The sequence below is a fragment of the Shewanella sp. MF05913 genome (genome assembly GCF_059758095.1).
This window is the reverse complement of record NZ_JCAYNT010000025.1, coordinates 13,851-30,745: the sequence shown is the minus strand read 5'-3', so window position 1 is coordinate 30,745 and position 16,895 is coordinate 13,851. Positions and strand designations below refer to the sequence as shown.

16 protein-coding genes and 2 riboswitches are annotated in these 16,895 nt (G+C 40.6%); of the genes, 1 reads left to right on the top strand and 15 read right to left on the bottom strand.

The window, feature by feature from the left end; all coding sequences use genetic code 11:
• Positions 1–7 precede the first annotated feature (7 nt).
• The 8 genes from cbiE to AC19MV_RS20405 all read right to left on the bottom strand — a co-directional run bounded on the left by cbiE (position 8) and on the right by AC19MV_RS20405 (position 7,568).
• Positions 8–1,246 (bottom strand): precorrin-6y C5,15-methyltransferase (decarboxylating) subunit CbiE, encoded by a 1,239-nt coding sequence (gene cbiE, locus AC19MV_RS20440; RefSeq protein ID WP_498309803.1) that lies wholly within the window; start codon positions 1,244–1,246, stop codon positions 8–10.
• A complete protein-coding gene (locus AC19MV_RS20435) occupies positions 1,243–1,899 on the bottom strand; it encodes a precorrin-8X methylmutase (RefSeq protein WP_498309802.1) in 657 nt (218 codons plus the stop codon). The genes cbiE and AC19MV_RS20435 overlap by 4 nt, the downstream gene beginning before the upstream one ends.
• Positions 1,896–3,050 carry a cobalt-precorrin-5B (C(1))-methyltransferase gene (locus tag AC19MV_RS20430; protein ID WP_498309801.1) on the bottom strand — a complete coding sequence of 385 codons (1,155 nt, stop codon included), beginning with the start codon at positions 3,048–3,050 and terminating at the stop codon, positions 1,896–1,898. The genes AC19MV_RS20435 and AC19MV_RS20430 overlap by 4 nt, the downstream gene beginning before the upstream one ends.
• 114 nt (positions 3,051–3,164) lie before the next feature.
• Positions 3,165–3,342: riboswitch (cobalamin riboswitch) on the bottom strand.
• A 186-nt stretch (positions 3,343–3,528) separates the two neighbouring features.
• On the bottom strand, positions 3,529–4,290 hold the full coding sequence (locus AC19MV_RS20425) for an ABC transporter substrate-binding protein (RefSeq protein WP_498309800.1): 762 nt from the start codon (positions 4,288–4,290) through the stop codon (positions 3,529–3,531).
• Positions 4,259–4,996: an ABC transporter ATP-binding protein gene (locus AC19MV_RS20420; RefSeq protein WP_498309799.1), complete on the bottom strand. Its 738-nt coding sequence runs from the start codon at positions 4,994–4,996 to the stop codon at positions 4,259–4,261. Before AC19MV_RS20420 ends, AC19MV_RS20425 begins: the two co-directional genes overlap by 32 nt.
• A complete protein-coding gene (locus AC19MV_RS20415; RefSeq protein ID WP_498309798.1) occupies positions 4,989–5,939 on the bottom strand; it encodes a FecCD family ABC transporter permease in 951 nt (316 codons plus the stop codon). Before AC19MV_RS20415 ends, AC19MV_RS20420 begins: the two co-directional genes overlap by 8 nt.
• On the bottom strand, positions 5,936–6,676 hold the full coding sequence (locus AC19MV_RS20410; RefSeq protein ID WP_498309797.1) for an ABC transporter permease: 741 nt from the start codon (positions 6,674–6,676) through the stop codon (positions 5,936–5,938). Before AC19MV_RS20410 ends, AC19MV_RS20415 begins: the two co-directional genes overlap by 4 nt.
• A complete protein-coding gene (locus AC19MV_RS20405; RefSeq protein WP_498309796.1) occupies positions 6,669–7,568 on the bottom strand; it encodes an ABC transporter ATP-binding protein in 900 nt (299 codons plus the stop codon). The genes AC19MV_RS20410 and AC19MV_RS20405 overlap by 8 nt, the downstream gene beginning before the upstream one ends.
• 194 nt (positions 7,569–7,762) lie before the next feature.
• Positions 7,763–7,931, bottom strand: a riboswitch (cobalamin riboswitch).
• A 677-nt stretch (positions 7,932–8,608) separates the two neighbouring features.
• Between AC19MV_RS20405 and AC19MV_RS20400 the strand changes: the two genes are divergently transcribed.
• Positions 8,609–9,595: a sirohydrochlorin cobaltochelatase gene (locus AC19MV_RS20400; protein WP_498309795.1), complete on the top strand. Its 987-nt coding sequence runs from the start codon at positions 8,609–8,611 to the stop codon at positions 9,593–9,595.
• 90 nt (positions 9,596–9,685) lie between these two features.
• On the opposite strand, the gene AC19MV_RS20395 is transcribed toward AC19MV_RS20400, so the two are convergent.
• Genes AC19MV_RS20395 through AC19MV_RS20365 form a run of 7 tightly spaced genes read right to left on the bottom strand, consistent with a single transcriptional unit; the run spans position 9,686 to position 16,888 of the window.
• A complete protein-coding gene (locus AC19MV_RS20395; protein WP_498309794.1) occupies positions 9,686–10,768 on the bottom strand; it encodes a threonine-phosphate decarboxylase in 1,083 nt (360 codons plus the stop codon).
• Entirely contained in the window at positions 10,765–11,691 is a 927-nt protein-coding gene (gene cbiB / locus AC19MV_RS20390; RefSeq protein ID WP_498309793.1) for an adenosylcobinamide-phosphate synthase CbiB, read from the bottom strand. Before cbiB ends, AC19MV_RS20395 begins: the two co-directional genes overlap by 4 nt.
• On the bottom strand, positions 11,685–12,659 hold the full coding sequence (locus AC19MV_RS20385) for a TIM barrel protein (protein ID WP_498309792.1): 975 nt from the start codon (positions 12,657–12,659) through the stop codon (positions 11,685–11,687). Before AC19MV_RS20385 ends, cbiB begins: the two co-directional genes overlap by 7 nt.
• Before the next feature lie 3 nt (positions 12,660–12,662).
• Positions 12,663–13,274, bottom strand: a complete 612-nt coding sequence (gene cobO / locus AC19MV_RS20380) for a cob(I)yrinic acid a,c-diamide adenosyltransferase (protein ID WP_498309791.1) — start codon at positions 13,272–13,274, stop codon at positions 12,663–12,665.
• Positions 13,275–14,084, bottom strand: coding sequence for an adenosylcobinamide-GDP ribazoletransferase (gene cobS / locus AC19MV_RS20375; protein WP_498309790.1), 810 nt, complete (start codon positions 14,082–14,084; stop codon positions 13,275–13,277).
• Positions 14,085–14,096: 12 nt separating this feature from the next.
• Positions 14,097–15,425 carry a cobyrinic acid a,c-diamide synthase CobB gene (locus AC19MV_RS20370; RefSeq protein WP_498309789.1) on the bottom strand — a complete coding sequence of 443 codons (1,329 nt, stop codon included), beginning with the start codon at positions 15,423–15,425 and terminating at the stop codon, positions 14,097–14,099.
• A complete protein-coding gene (locus AC19MV_RS20365) occupies positions 15,413–16,888 on the bottom strand; it encodes a cobyric acid synthase (protein ID WP_498309788.1) in 1,476 nt (491 codons plus the stop codon). Before AC19MV_RS20365 ends, AC19MV_RS20370 begins: the two co-directional genes overlap by 13 nt.
• Between the last annotated feature and the right edge of the window lie 7 nt (positions 16,889–16,895).

Below are 16,895 nucleotides of genomic sequence, written 5' to 3'. Positions count from 1 at the left end.
ACGTAGGTTATCTCTTTTCTATAATAAATAAATGAATAGGGTTTTCTGCTTGATAGCAGGTGTAATGTGCTAAGGGTTTTGTCTTTGAGATATTAAGCATTAATATTTGTGGCTCTATTTGATGTTGGCGACATAAGCTAAATAGCTCGGTAACACTGTCTATCGTTACGGCTGACACAATAAATCTCCCCCCCGTTTTGAGAACTTGCATAACATGGGTGAAAATAGTGCTCATTTGTCCGCGGCTTCCACCGCAAAACACGGCATCTGGTGCCGGTAAATTAGCTAAACCATCCGGTGCTTTCTGCTTGATGATGTTCATATTATCGACTTTATGCAGTTCACGATTTGCCGCTAACATTTCAAAGCAATCACTATTACATTCAATGGCATATATCTGACCGCGCCATGCTTGCTTTGCACTTTCTATCGCCACCGAACCGGATGCTGTACCGATATCCCACATTATGCTGTCGGGTGTTAAATTAAGATTAGCAATGGCTACAGCACGAATAGGCGCCTTAGTGATGAGCCCTTGTGATGGAATCCGTTTAGCATATTCTTCATCTGCAACATGACCCGGTATGCCATTCCAAGGGGCTTGATCTCCACGGCGCAATAACATTAAGTTTAAAGGGTTTACTTCCCCTGCTTCACCTGCGACCAGTTCAGCTACGGTGAATGTTCGGCAACGTTCATCGACGCCACCCAGCGCCTCACACACATGGATCTGCCAATGTGTTTCTGCAAACGTTAATAAATGAGCGGCTACAACCTGAGGGGAATTAACACCATCGGTTAATAGCGCAAATTCATCAGCTTGCTGTAATTTTGCAACGAGTCCAGTTAATGAACGGCCATGAACTGACAACATGGTCAATTGTTGGCTTGACCATCCATAACGGGCACAAGCAAGTTGTACACTTGATAGTGATGGAACAATATCTACGTCGACATTTGCTTGCTTAGCCGCTTTTAGTAATAACGGACCAATACCGAAAAACAATGGGTCACCAGATGCGAGCACACAAACATCTTGACGGCTGGCAAGCTCAACGACTTGGGTAATGAAACCAGAAAGAGGCGAAGTCATTGCAAGCTTCTGACCCATGTATTGAGGAACAAATGCTAAATGCCGCTCGCTCCCAGCTAACACTTCAGCTTCAGAAATGGCATTCATTGCACGACTGGTTAGGCTTAAACAGCCGTCATCGCCAATACCGACTAAACGTATTTGGCCTCTCATTTAGCAGCCTCGACTAATAACGCATGAATACTAGAAACTACGAGAGGACTGCCACCTTTTCTGCCCAAAGAAGCGATATAGTCAACTTGGTTTTGATCTACCAGTAATTGTTTAGACTCAACGGCTTTAACAAAACCGACAGGAATACCAATAATGAGTGCAGGCTTTATTTCACCCGCTTGGATCATGGTAAGCACTTCTAACAATGCAGTTGGTGCATTACCCACACCAATTATTGCACCGTCGAGCAAGCCTTGATCTCGTGCATATCGCATAGATTCTATTGCTCTTGTAGAACCACTCGCCTTAGCACGTTCAATCACGGTTTCGTTGCTAATAAAACAATAAGCCTGGTTACCAAATACGGCTTTGCGCTGAGCACTTAGTCCTGCGGTAATCATGGTAACGTCAGAAATAATATTACAACCATTTTTCAATGCGTTAACGCCAGTTTCCACCGCTTTATCACTAAATTGATATAACGTTGCAAATTCAAAATCACCACTGGTATGAATGGCTCTTCTTACTACATTCCACTCACCGGCAGAAAAGTGGTGACCACCGTGAAACGTCTGTATTTCATGATCGATAATAGAAAAAGAATCATTTTCTATTTGACGGCCTTGTGTCGTCATCTGTGACATTGCTGTCATTGTATTTCTCCAAGAGTCACGTGTGCGATTGTTGCGCCGTTAAAGTCAACCAGGCGCAAACTAAATTGATAAGAATAATGTGCATATTCAATGCAATGTTGTGCAGCAACTAAACAAATTTGTTCAAAGAAGGCATCAGGTAACGGCGGTTTCATTTGCAAGAGATGCCGCCCTGTTAAAGCATGACGAATAGCATCTACATCTTGTTCATTACAAATAGTGGCGGCGATGTCTGCAAGATGGTTGAAATTAATTGCCCTACCACTGACATGGGTCAACATATTTCCTGCGGTTAACTTGCACAACTTACCTATCATGGTGACAAGTTCTACATGTTTCATTTCGTAACGGGCAGCAGCTCGTAGCCCCACACCACTAAAATCACCAACTTGAACGAAGGCTAATTCTGGTTGGTGAGGAAAATATTCCATGGCAGCTTTTTCGGTACGGCTGCCGGTAGTGAAGTACACAGTGTCTAGGCCTTGTGCTTTGGCAACCATGATATTTTGACGAATAGAAGCAGAATACGCAGAGGTTGAATAAGGGAAAACGGTTCCACGAGTCCCCAGTATTGAAATGCCGCCAATGAGTCCTAATCGTCTTGCAATTGATTCTTCTGCCATCTTTTCGCCATTTGGCACTGATATTTCGACTCTTGCGCCAACCTGGCTATATTTTGCAAGTAAGGGTAGTAGATGTTCTCGGATCATCTTACGGGGCACAGGATTAATTGCAGGTTCGCCCACTGCAAGCTCTAAACCAGGCAAAGTCACGGTGGCCACGCCATTTCCTGCGACAAATGTTATACCGGGTTTGTCGGTTAAACTGACTGTTGTTGTGATATGTGCTTTGTCGGTACAGTCAGGGTCATCACCTGCATCTTTGATGACAAAACAAGTGACTTGTTGGCGAGTTTGTAAGGTTGTCTGTAAATCGAATTGAACTTGTTCTGTTGTTGGTAAGGTAATTTGAACCGTTGCAAGATATTCTGATGTGAGTAATTGTGTTAATGCGCCTAAAGAAGCTGCAGTTGCACAGGCACCTGTAGTATAGCCTTTTCGCAATTCCTTGCGATTTCGACTTTTCTTTATCTTTGTCACTTGCGAAGGAAAATCAGCTTCCATCGGTGAGTTTTTTGACGTTATATCCACAATTAACCCTAAAATTGAGTCTGTATACAACTCAAGCAATTCATCGAATATTGAGTACTGAATCAAGGGCTGTTATCACTGAGGTATAAACTCACTAGGAACGCCCGCCCAGTTTTTATCATGATGGTTAAAGTGGGTATCCTGGCTCAAGATTATACCGAATCTCACCTTCCCAGCTTGCGCCAGTGGTATTGAGTTCAGCTGCGTAGTTTAATACGCTTTATCTTTTACAGTTGCGGGTACAGTCCAGAAATTTCATCTGGTTCCCCTAACTCTTATAGATATTATTAAACGATGTAATTACCGATGTGATTATCGATGTAAATATCGCTTTAATAACCCAACAGAGTCGCCTTAGGCGCTTTAACTAAGATTAATTTTAGGGACTAATTGCTGGCAAAACAGTGTGAGAAATATCAGTAATTTAGATTGTTAAACCAAGTTGTGATCTATAACCGTCTACAGATCACATCAAAACTTATGATTTGTTAAATTGACGATTTAATTCTGCAGCAATATAAAAAGATTGGCTATTGGCTCTAGAGTAGGATAATTGATCAACTTGTATAAACTTGCTCGGTAACATCTTATATAAGTGGCGTGTTTCAGGTGGTTGTGGATTAGGGTTCATTGGCCCTTTTTGGTAGAGATAATAATCAGGTTGACTAACCAATACTGACTCTACATTAAATTTAATCAGCTTACGTGACGACGGTGCTGTTAACACTCCACCTGCTGAATCAATAATGTCGCTAACAATATTGCCTTTACCCGCGATAGTCAGGGGCATTTGAGTGACTTCATACATGACCGTTGGTGATGTCAGCAACGGCTTAATTTGAAGACGGACTTGGGTTAATGTAGTGACTAAAGCAGTTGCTTGCTCAGAACAATCGAGTAACGTACCAAGGCGTGTAATTTGTTGTAACACTGCATCTAAAGTAACTGGGTTGTAAGTAATTGTTTTAGCGCCTAATAGAGACACCATCTCATCTGAAAAAAATCTTGAAGAACCTATAATGATTAAATCGGGATTTAACGATTTTATCAATTCAATATTCGGCTTTATATGGCTACCTATTTTCAGTGCATCTTTAAAATCGTCATTATTACGAGTAACCCCAACGACTTTATGCTGCTGTTGCAACTGAATAAATAAGTCTCCAGCAGCAGGGGCAAGTAACACCACTCTTTCGTAGGCATAATTGTTAGTGGAAAAAGCTAAAGCTGCGATTATCAATAGAAACCGAAACATCATATACCTCAGATAATAATTCAGCGCTGACATCAGCGCGGTTAACGTCATAAAGTAATAGACCTTTTTTGAAAAATACAAACCGGTCGAAATGGTGTAATGCCAAATTAATATCGTGCACCGAAGTAATTACACTGGCATTAAGCTTGGTTAAATGTGCAAATATATCCAGCGTATGCCGAACATCCAAACTAGAGTTAGGTTCGTCTAAATAAATAATTGGCGTGTTCTGATTCAAGACCCTTGCAAGCATCACTCGACGTTTCTCACCCCCAGACAACTCGGCGTAACTTCGTTCGGCATAATGGCGAATGTCGAGCAAGTCTAACAATGCTAATGTTCGGGCATCATCTTGTGCACTAAACTCGCCTAACCTATTTTGGGCATAACACCCCAAACGAACAACCTCAAAGACAGTAAAAGGAAATGAAATCTCAGAAAATTGTGCTAATAGTGAAAATGTCTTTGCTCGTGCAGGAAAAGATAACTGGCTTAATGCCTTATCCCCATAAACAATACTGCCAGACTCAGGTACAAGTAAACCCGTTAACAATCCTAATAATGTACTCTTTCCGCAACCGTTTTCGCCCATAAGTCCGACCTTTTCACCGGATTTAATCGTTAAATGATCTACCGATAAACTAAAGTCACCACGTTGATAAATGAGGTTGTTAACTTTTATATCAACCATTCCAAAAATGCTCCCGACGAGATTGCAAAAGATAGAAAAAGAACATGCCTCCAAGCACTGCGGTCACAATGCCGACAGGAAGTTCTGCTCCACCCGGTATAACCACTCGTGAGAATGCATCTGACAATACCAGTAACCCACAGCCCAATACAGACGAGTAGAAAATGTTGTGCCTCATATCACTACCAAACAAACTTCTTGAAATATGTGGCACAATTAAGCCTACAAAGCCGATAATGCCCGAAAAGCTCACCGCAACCGAGACGAGCAAAGTAGACAAAATAAACGAAGTCGAACGTAATTTTTTAACATCGACACCTAAACTTTGTGCTGATTGTTCATCTAAAGCCAATATATTCAGTTCCATTGACCACCGTTGAAGATATAGATAAATAATGCCAAACAGTACAGCACAGAGTAATAAACGATCCCAAGTAACTAAAAAAATCCCGCCCATAAGCCAATAGACAATGGCATTAAGCGAATCTTCGAAGTAATACTTAGAGAAACTGATTATTGCCGAAGCAATAATGTTCATTACCACGCCAGCCAAAATCATAGTGATAGGATTTATCCGACCTTGTGTTTGCGACAATCGATACACCAACAATAAGCCTGTCATGCCCGTTGCGAAAGCACATACCGGTATCCAATAGCCACCAACACCCAACGAAATGGCCAATACAGCGCCTAATGCCGAAGACGATGCGGCACCGGTAGTAAAACTATCAGCCAATGGATTCTTTAACGTTAGTTGATAGATGCTGCCACTGATCCCCAGCATGGCTCCTATGACAGCAGCAAAGAGAACTCGAGGCACACGGAGCTGGGTTAATATTTCACCATCTAACCCCGAAATGTTTAATGGATTAATCCAATGTGGACCGACTAATGTCGCGATTAAACTAATGAACACTAAACAGGCCAAACAGATTATTTTCATGTTTCTACTCGCTCGGCGATACGAAGCGCTGCGGCACATAAGACTAAATTAAAACCAATAAGGATGATTAACGACATAAAATTAAAATCACCACTATTAAGTAATGCAGTACGTATTAAATCAGCACTGTAAGTCAGTGGTGATATTGCCGCCACAACTTGGATAATTGTTGGCATTTGATCTACCGGAAAAAAAGTGCCAGATAAAAACATCATAGGGGTAATAATAAATGCTGTCATTGATGCTTGGTCGCGGTGGTTACGCATTTTTAAAGCAACAATAAATCCCATTAAAGAGAATGCAATAAGGTGCATTAATAGCGCAATCACAAAACCGAACGAATAATGTAAACTCACCCCACATACCACGCTATAACAGATGATAACGCCAACAGGAATTAATCCTCGCGTTATACCATATAGCACTTGAGCTGCCACAACCTGCCAGCGTTGATTGGGTGCTAATAAAAACTCTTCAAAAATTTTCAAGTAAAAGCGACTGATATTAATCTCGGTCGCAATATTATAACTTTGATTCATACTGGCCATGGCGAGTAAGCCTGGGAATAAAAATGTTAAGTAATCAACCCCGTTAACAGATGTTCCCTCTCCGACACCGTAACCAAATGCCATTAAATAAAGAAAAGGTGGAACAGCTGCAGCCATAACAACCCGCAACAATTTTTTTCTCAGCACCATGGTTTCACGGTAATAAATCCCTACTATTCCACTAAGCATTTTTAACCAACCTTTGTCCTGTCATTTGTAAAAAAGCATCTTCAAGGGTTGTCTGTCTGATACTCACTGTTTCAGCTAATTCGGCTAATCGCTTCATGGCATGACCACGGCTGGCAAAAAACTCTTGTCGACGATCGTCCCCTACTTCAAGTACATGAGAACCTAAATCTTGCTTTAATGTTTCTACATTACTGTCTGCAATAATTTTGCCACTGTCGATAAAAATGACCCTACTGGCCATTCTTTCAGCTTCTTCAATATAGTGAGTAGTGAGGAAAATCGTACAACCAAATTCTTTATTTATTTTGGATAAAAAATCCCACATTTTACGTCGGCTATGAGGGTCAAGTCCTACCGTTGGTTCGTCAAGGAATAGAATTTTAGGATTGTGCATAAGTGCACGAGCAATTACGAGCTTACGTTTCATTCCGCCTGATAATTTCTCTGAAGGGGTATCTCTGTGTTCTTCAAGTTCGGCGAAGGCTAAACTTTCGTTAATTCTTTGTGTGAGTGCTTTGCCACGCATTTTATACAACAAACCGTGTACGGTAAGGTTTTCTACGGGGGTTAATTCTCGATCGATATTATTATGTTGCGGAACAACGCCAATTAACTGTTTTAATGCTAGTCGATCAGTACTATGTGCATGACCATCATATAAAATATCACCAGAATCGGGGGAGATTAGGCCTGTTAACATCTTAATTAACGTTGTTTTACCCGCACCATTAGGCCCTAAGAAAGCGCATATATCTCCACGATTAATGCAAAAACTTGCATTATCTACAGCTTTTCGTTTTCCAAAACTTCTATGTAAACTTTTACCTTCTAATACAGGAGTATTGATTGATAAAGGCACTTCTGAAGTTGACATAACATTATTTACTGGCATAAATTTTAATTATTCTTCAAAAAGAAGAAATCCTAAAACTGATGTTCCGGCCAAGAACGTAAAATTTTGCTGAAGAAGACAAGGTATACTTCTTTCCCAGTAAAGGTGGTATTAAGGATATGTCTTTATAAATTAACATAATAATACCAATCTTACCTGAACTGTGATTCGGATAGGCCCGCCCGATATTCAGCTTTTTTGTTGATTAGGGTTCTCTGGCTTCTGATTTGTCTCTATGTATACGACTCATTTATAATATAAATCTAGGTACATAAAGGTAAACAGTTACAGTTGCGGGTACAGCCCAGAAATAACATCTGGTTCCCCCTCAAATTAGGGTTGAATGAGTATTAAAGCTTAAGACTCTTTCAACAATCTGGCCTAATGGCAAATCAACTTCGCAAGTGTATTGAGATATAATGAGTAAAGCACTGTGATAATTAACAGCCTTTTAAGCAAGGTTATGGTTCTGTGATCTAAACCGTATTGGACAATGACTCAATCTCTATATATTCTCCCTTAAGTTGTGTGCCTTAAATGGATATTGACCTGTATCCCGGAAATCCCGCCACAACCAATTTGATTTAGACCTTCCCCCACGAACTTTAAAAACCAAATTATATGTGTTCAAAAATGAGCTGTTATTTTACCAATTATTAATGAATTTAATTTCATGCACCTTATCAGCCTGAGCCTGTAGAGATTAGGTAGTAATACGTTATTTAACTGTGTGAAAAACATTGATTTTGGGGGTTATTAACTGTTTCATTAAAGCTCATACCACACAAAATATTGATAAAACATGAGATTATTAACATTAATTTTAATAATAAACCATTTTTGCATATTACTTCTCATATTAATAAATAAATACTTGTGCCCTATGACATAAAAAATAACAATTAAAATTGCATTCAATACTTCTAAATAAGTAGAGTGACCACGCCGAAATACCCGCTGTTCATCTATTGTCAGTTAATTCATGCTGGAAGCCGAACAGGCTTATTAAGTTCTATTGATTTATAATATAAGGACCACATATGAAACGATTTAATAAGGCATTTGCTGTCATTATTGGTTCAACTTTACTCATCTCTAATAGTTACGCTGCGGGAAAGAATATGGATAACAAACCCCAAAACGCTATCGTTATAGCCGCTTTTGGCACCACTTATGAGTCGACTCTTGAATCGCTGCTTGATATAAAATCGTCAATGCAAACCAGTTATCCAAATACTGAAGTAAGACTCGCGTTTACCTCTAATATCATCCGAAAAAAATGGCACAAAAGAGCAGCAGATAAAACCTATATTGCAGAACATCAGAATGTACCCGCAACCTTATATAATGTAAAAAATGTTCTTGGTACTCTCGCTGATTTACAAGATTTAGGCTTTAGTAATATTGTTGTACAGCCTACCCATTTAACGCATGGTGAAGAGTATATTGACACTAAAGCCATTGTCGATGCCCTTGCAGATATTGAAACAATAAAACCCAAATTTAAACCTTTTAAACGTCTTGCTCTTGGGCGTCCGTTACTTGGTACTTGGGGCGTTAAATATCCATACCATCAAGATTTACATTCTCTTGCAATAGCTCTCAAGGACGATGTTGCTCAAGCAAAATCACAAAATCGAGCTCTGGTATATATGGGCCACGGTAACGAACATTTATCAACGGGTTTGTACCAAGAGTTCGAAATAGAGATGAACAAAATGTATCCCCAAGTTAAAACTTTTGTGGGGTTAGTTGAAGGTTTTCCTGATTTAAATAACATCGTTATGCAAATAGAATCACAACATGTAACCAGTATAATGTTACGTCCATTAATGATTGTTGCAGGCGATCACGCTAACAACGATATGGCTAGTGATGAAAAAGATTCATGGAAGACGGTATTAACGACACTTGGAATAAACGTTAACACTGTACTCGAAGGGCTAGGAGAAAAGCCTGATGTACAGGCTATATTTATACAACATGCTAATGATGCCGCAAATGATTTAGGTATCCAATTAAACTAAATTTTAGTAAGTGATAGAAATTAAAAAGTGCCATCAATATAATTGATGGTACTTTTTTGTTGAATTATGCCTTTATTCGAGATATTTATATTATTTAAGAGTTAATACTTTTGGCAATACACTTTCTAACCTGAGCCATTGTTCTTCATTCAGTGGTAAACCAAACCTTAGCGCATCTTCTTCATCTGTTAATCTGACAAAAACAGCCTCTTTACATAAGTTATCATGGACTTCTTTTGCATTGGGTAAGTACAAAGTCTGAAACAGACTAGAACCAGAAATCCGCCACCTTTCAGTATTTCCAGACAGAGCGTGAGGGTCTTGTATTTTATTTGTAGCAATCTTAGTTAATAACACTGCAAGTCTCTCAGTACTTTTTTTGAGTCTGGCACATTGAAATTTATGCCAACCGCTATCTTCAAGTGCTTGCTTAGTCACTTCACGAGAGGGCCCAGCTATAATCCACGGCCCTATCTCTACAGCTAAACGATGTAGGATTGGAGTATTGGCGATAACGAACCCAACTCGAATGCCTGCTAGACCAAAAAATTTACCAATAGACCTTAATATAATGAGATTGTTTTTTGGACATAAATGGCTAAGACTACTGTTATTATCGATATCAGCAAACGCCTCATCAACAACCAGTAAGCCGTCATTTGCTGATAATAACTGGTGCCATGCCAAAAGTTGTTTATTGCTGATCAATAAACCGCTTGGGTTGTTAGGGTTAATCACAACTAATGCATTTACATCGGCAACTATAGTAGCGCTAGGAACACCGTCATAATGAACGACTTGCCAACCCGCTTTGAGCCAAGCTTTTTCATGTTCTTTGTAACCTTGTTTTGGCAAACCAACCTTTAGATTAATATTTGAAGACAAATATTGCGGTTTTCCCTTAAGGTGATCCAACCATACTTTAGGTAACAATTGGATTGCCATTTGAGAGCCCGCCACGGCTAAAAGAGTGTCTGTTTGATAATATCGCCGCGCCGCCGCTTCTAACCCATCTTCCTCTTCTGGTAATCTATTCCAACATAATGTGTCGACATTGGTAAATGGGTAAGTCCAAGGGCTCACGCCAGTTGAAAGATCTAGCCAATTGGAAAATGGAATTTGATATTTATCAGATGCAAGCCTCAGCCGGCCGCCATGCATTAATCCGCTCAAAGCGATATTCCTTGTGATAACAACAAACAAAAATAAACAATCCCTAAACACACAGCCCACAATATTGCACCGCGATCCACCAACTGAATCGCCTTATAAATACTGTTCCAATCGGGCTTAGGCCCTTTACCTAGTAAAGGTTTATCACATTTATAGCCGTCATATTCTGCGGCCCCGCCAATGGTAATACCTAATGAACCCGCGCCACTAGCCATAACAGGCCCACCATTAGGGCTGGCACATTGCGCCCCCTGAACTCTGGCACATGTTAACGCATCACCCACATTTCCTTGTATGGCATAAGTCAGTACACATAAGCGTGCTGGGATATAATTTAACCAATCATCCCAATTGGCGGCAAACCAACCGAAAACAAGATATTTATCGTTTTTGTATCCCCATCTAGCATCTAATGTATTGGCTATACGATAGATTATCGCAGCCGGAGCCCCCCCTACAATAAACCAAAATAACGCACCAAATACCGCATCGTTTCCATTTTCAAGCATAGACTCAATCGTGGCGTTAATGACTTGAGACTCATCCAAATTTTCTGTTCGGCGACTGACTATATATCCCACACGCTCCCGCGCCAAAGATAAATCATTTTGACGCAGTGCATCAGCAACCGCTCGGCCATGTTCACCTAAACTACGACCACCAATCACAAAATATAAAACAACAGCTTGTAGCCACCACGGAATGTTGACCCAATACAATAATGTCACCGGTAATGACAATAAAACAACGGCAACAACACCATTTATACGGCGTTTGGCATAATATTTTTTTTCGATAAAGCTAATAACATTCCCAAGCCCTATCAGTGGGTGAAAACGTTTTGGTTCACCCAACAACTTATCCAAAGTAAGTGCTATAACAAGCGCTGCGCAAACTTGCCAAAACATTAAACTGATTAACATAGGGTCACCAAAGGTATTTGTGCACGAATGGACTGCTGCCAATGAGCAAATGAGAGTTGCCCAAGTTCATGGACAATATGATTAGGTTTTATTAATTCTAATAGCGGCACTAATGAGACTTGAGTAAAAGGTGAATGACTGTCAATTAAGCTTATATGTTTTAAAGCGACCTCGAGCTGATGCCAAAAATCATCACAATGCAGATACGGCTGTTGGTTTAGCTTAGCCGACTTAATATAGCTCCCATTGAGATTAGCATTTAAATGTACCGTTTCAATTTCACTGCATAAATCTAGCTGGTGGAGTTTTTTCATTAGAAACGCAACACCTTCGCTTTCATTCATAAGTTGGGTATTGGTTGCCATCATATGTCCCGTGTCAAAGCATAGACCACAGTTGTCATAGTTAATCAATTTGCGTAATTGATCATACTCATCCCGACTATCAAGGCGAAAACTACTTGGCCACCATAGATTTTCAAACAATAACTTACCTGTAAAATAACTTTGTTTAAGCGCAGCATTAATCAAAGCTGAACTCGCTTTTAACGTGTCTTGTAACTGCCAAGGAAATGCAAAATCGAATAAATGTTCCATATCGCAACTAACCGGATGAAAAACAACATAAGGCACATTAAGATCTTGCGCCATATTTAACTGATGTACATAAGTGTCAACCAAACATTGTGGTTCAAGGCCACCATAATACTGCTCAATGGTCTGCCAGTCGCCAAAAATGGATAATAACGCCTGTGCATCTTGCTGCCAAAACGGCAACAATATAGGAAAAAACGTTAAATGCAGCCCTTTAACTAATGCTTTAGGTAATAAGCTCGAATTGAAATTTCCGTGAGGTGCAATTTCAAAACCATCAAGGCCATTTTGCAACAAAAATGCTTCAGCCTGTTGCCAATCTTGAAATAAATGTCCAGGTTTTGGATCGACACCAATATTAATGAGATGCTGCATAATTTACCAATCAATCCCAATACGCGCTTTTAAACCTTGTTGAAAAGCATGTTTTTCTGGCCTGACTTCACTCACCGTATCAGCAAGCGCTTTTAAATCTCGATGAGCAGCCCGGCCGGTAATAATGACAGACATCTCTGTAGGACGATTGGAAAGTGAGCTTAATACATCCGCTAATTCGATAAATCCCCATGTGATCATATAGGTTAATTCGTCCAGTAAAATCACATCATATTGAGGGTCTGCCAACCACTTTTTGGCTTGTGCCCAGGCTTGTTGTGCAGCCATCTTATCTCGCTCAGGGTCTTCACTGTCCCAACTAAAACCGGTATTCATGGTATGAAAAGGCACCCCAAGGCTTGATAATAAATTACGCTCGCCACAGGCTTGAGTGCCTTTAACAAACTGCACCACTGCGACTTTTTGATCGTGACCCAATGCTCGGGTGATGTTGCCAAAACCTGCCGTTGACTTACCTTTACCATTACCCGTAATGACGAGTAATAAACCCCGCTCAATGTCCGCTTTTGCTACAGCCTCGTTAACTTTGGCTTTTTGTGCATCTCGACGCTTTTGGTCTTGTTCTTGTTTGCTGATTGTTTTTACATCTGACATTTATAACACCCCACAATTATTTAATAACACCAACGTTAATAGTGTCACTATTTCGATTACTTGTTCTGTCGCCCCGAGTGTATCTCCGGTATATCCTTGTAAATGCTGCTTCATCAACCTAAACATTAACCAGAACCCAATAATCCAACTGCAACATAAAAAAAGTGATGCATTAATGGGGAATAAACATAATGGTATGGCTGCAATTAGCACTAGTATTACTAATACACTTTTAGACGGAATTAATTTACGTTGCGGGGTTTTACTCGGACCATCCACTCGGGCATAAAGAAGTAATGCAGGCATACACCCTACGCCAGCTCTACCAGCAGTGTGGCTACATATTAGGCCAAATACAGCCAACATTAGGGGTAATTGACTCAGAATAAGGAGTTTAAGGCTAAATGATCCGATTAAAGCAAGTACACCATAAGCCCCAATTTGGCTGTCTTTCATGATTTCGAGTTTACGATCACGTTGCCAGGCCCCCCCAAATCCATCACACACGTCCGCAAGTCCATCTTCATGAAAACCACCAGTAAGGCGCCAACTTATAATAATGGTAAGGGCTACCGCGATCGCTTGACCAAATAACGGTGTTAACAGCCATAAACAACACCCGAGAAAACATCCCACCAATAAACCAACAAGAGAAAACCATCTTGAAGCATTAGCAACATCTTGTTGACTAAAACCAACCCATTTAGGCATAGAAATACGTGTTAAAAATCCGATAGCAGTGAGAATTAATATAGGGTGCCAAGCGCTATAAACCTCACTATTTTCTGGGGCTAATTGATTATTACTCATCATCAATACCTATTAGGAAATTTCATGTTTTGGTAAGCTGCTGCCTAAAAACCAATTGGCAACAACTTGTGGAGCGCTAGCAAAATACCAATGAACATATGAGGCAATGACCGACCCGTGTTGGTATACGGCTTCACTCGATCCGAAACGTCCAGTGCTAAATGCTGTAGCAATAGGTTGAAGCTTGATATCGCTAGTAGAATAATGAAAACAATGACCTTTTAGTAATTCATCAGCTATTGAAACTTGTAAAATACCAATCCCTTGTAATTTATCTTTCATTGTTGCATTGCCTGGTAACACCCCGGCAAAATGAAATGTTTCATTTTGCTTATCTGTTAACGTATCAAGTAAAAACAGCATACCGCCGCATTCAGCAACAACAGGTTTATTACTAGCAACATGTTGTTGAACACTGGCCATCAAAACGTGATTTTGTTGTAAAGTGCGGCCATGTAATTCTGGATAACCACCCGGTAAATAAAGCGAATCGCAATCTGGTAAGGAATCAGTTAGTGGCGAAAAAAGACACAATTCAGCACCTAGATTCTGTAGTAAAGAAAGGTTGTCATGATAAATAAACGCAAAGGCAGCGTCACACGCAACAGCAATTGATTGACCTTTTAGTAATTGATTACATTTTAAAAGGTGCTTATTTTGTGGTTCGTATTCAAAAGATACAGCTTGTGGTAATGGCATGTCGCAACTTTCGCCCAATAACGATGCAGCAGTATCTAGCCAACTATCAAGTTGTGGAATTTCCTGTGCTTGCACTAAGCCTAAATGTCTATCTGGTAGTGCCAACGCTTCATCTCTTGGTAAATAGCCACAATAAGCAATGCCATCGGGGATACTTTGTTGCAACAGTTTTGCATGGCCAACGCTACCCACTTTGTTTGCAACCACACCAAACAAAGTGACATCCTTACGGTAATGCGCCAAACCATAAGCTATAGCACCAAATGTTTGTGCCATTTTAGCGGCTGGAATAACCGCAAGCATTGGAATGGCAAATTTTGCGGCCAGATCGGCACTACTACTTGTGCCATCAAACATGCCCATCACACCTTCAATCAAAATTAAATCGGCATCTTTAGCCGCTTGATATAAATGACGTCGGCAAATGGCCTCTCCCATCATGCCAAGATCAAGTTGATAAGCAGGTTGTCCACTGGCAATTTCATGAAATTTAGGATCGATAAAATCGGGCCCGGTTTTAAACACCCTGACTTTTTTGCCTTTATTGCGCCAGTAACGTGCCATTGCCGCAACCACGGTAGTTTTGCCACTGTCACTAGAAGGGGCGGTAATAAACAAAGCCGGACACATTACTTTTTCCACGACAGTGATCCTCTAATGTCGGCAAATAAAGTATCAAGATCGAGGTGTGCCTCTAAAGTGTCAGCAACTCTGTCTAATCCTGCTTCTCGTAATTGATCCATATCGGATGCTTGAGAATGAGCGGTTTCTAAACCTGCCCAATGAAGCAATAAATTACACGCGTCAGGATCATCGAACATGCCATGTAAATAGCCACCAAGTACGTTTCCACAACTTGATATAGCACCATCTTTTACGCCATTGAGTGTAAAAGGTTGTAAGTCGTTGGAATGGCTTTCGCCTACATGGATTTCGTAACCCGATATAGTGGCTTTTTTATCGTTAATTGCTACGGTTCCACAGACTTGTTTAAGTTGTTTTGTTCTTTGTAATCTGGTGTCTATATTGAGGTAACCTAAACCTAAACACTCCCCGGCAGGACCTTCTACGCCATTGGGATCAGAAATTTTATTTCCCAACATTTGATAACCACCACAAATGCCAATGACTTTCCCCCCAAAACGCAGATGCCTTGCAATTTGTTTGTCCCAACCTTGAGTACGCAACGCGGCTAAGTCGCCACGGGTACTTTTAGAACCAGGAACAATAATTAAATCGGCATTAGGCCATTGATCGCCAGGGCGTACAAAAGTGAGGTCTACTTTTGGATGAAGCCGTAAAGCATCGAAGTCGGTGTGATTACTGATCCGAGGCAAACCCAAAACAACGACTTTAAAGTGCGCATCACCATCAGTTTGTTGCACATTAATAGCGTCTTCAGCCTCTAGGTATAATCCTTTTAAGTAAGGAATGACTCCCAGTACAGGCACCCCCGTTTTTTCTGTTAGCCAGGTTAAGCCTGAATCCAATAAACTTGGATCACCTCTAAAGCGATTGATAATAAATCCGCATACCCTAGCCTGTTCAGTTGGCGACAATAATGCGTATGTACCATACAAATGTGCAAATACACCGCCTCGATCTATATCAGCAATAATGACCACTTTTGCATCAACGGCTTCCGCAAAACCCATATTGGCAATGTCGTTATCACGTAGATTTATCTCTGCTGGACTGCCAGCACCTTCGATAATGCGATGTTCAAATTGTTTACCGAGATCGTCAAAGGTTTCAACCACCATAGCCAACAGCTTAGGTTTGTAGGCATGGTATTCTCGCGCATCCATATCGGATAATACTTTGCCCCGAACAATCACTTGAGCACCAGTGTCAGTATTGGGTTTAAGCAACACCGGATTCATTAGAATACTGGGTTTAAGACCTGCTGCCTGTGCCTGAACAGCTTGGGCACGGCCAATTTCTCCGCCTTCAATAGTGACGGCACTATTTAATGCCATATTTTGCGGCTTAAACGGTGCGACATCGAAGTGCTTACGGGCTAAGACTCTACATAACCCCGCAACCATGACACTTTTACCCGCATCACTGGTGGTGCCCTGCACCATTAATTTATAACGATTCATATGAAAA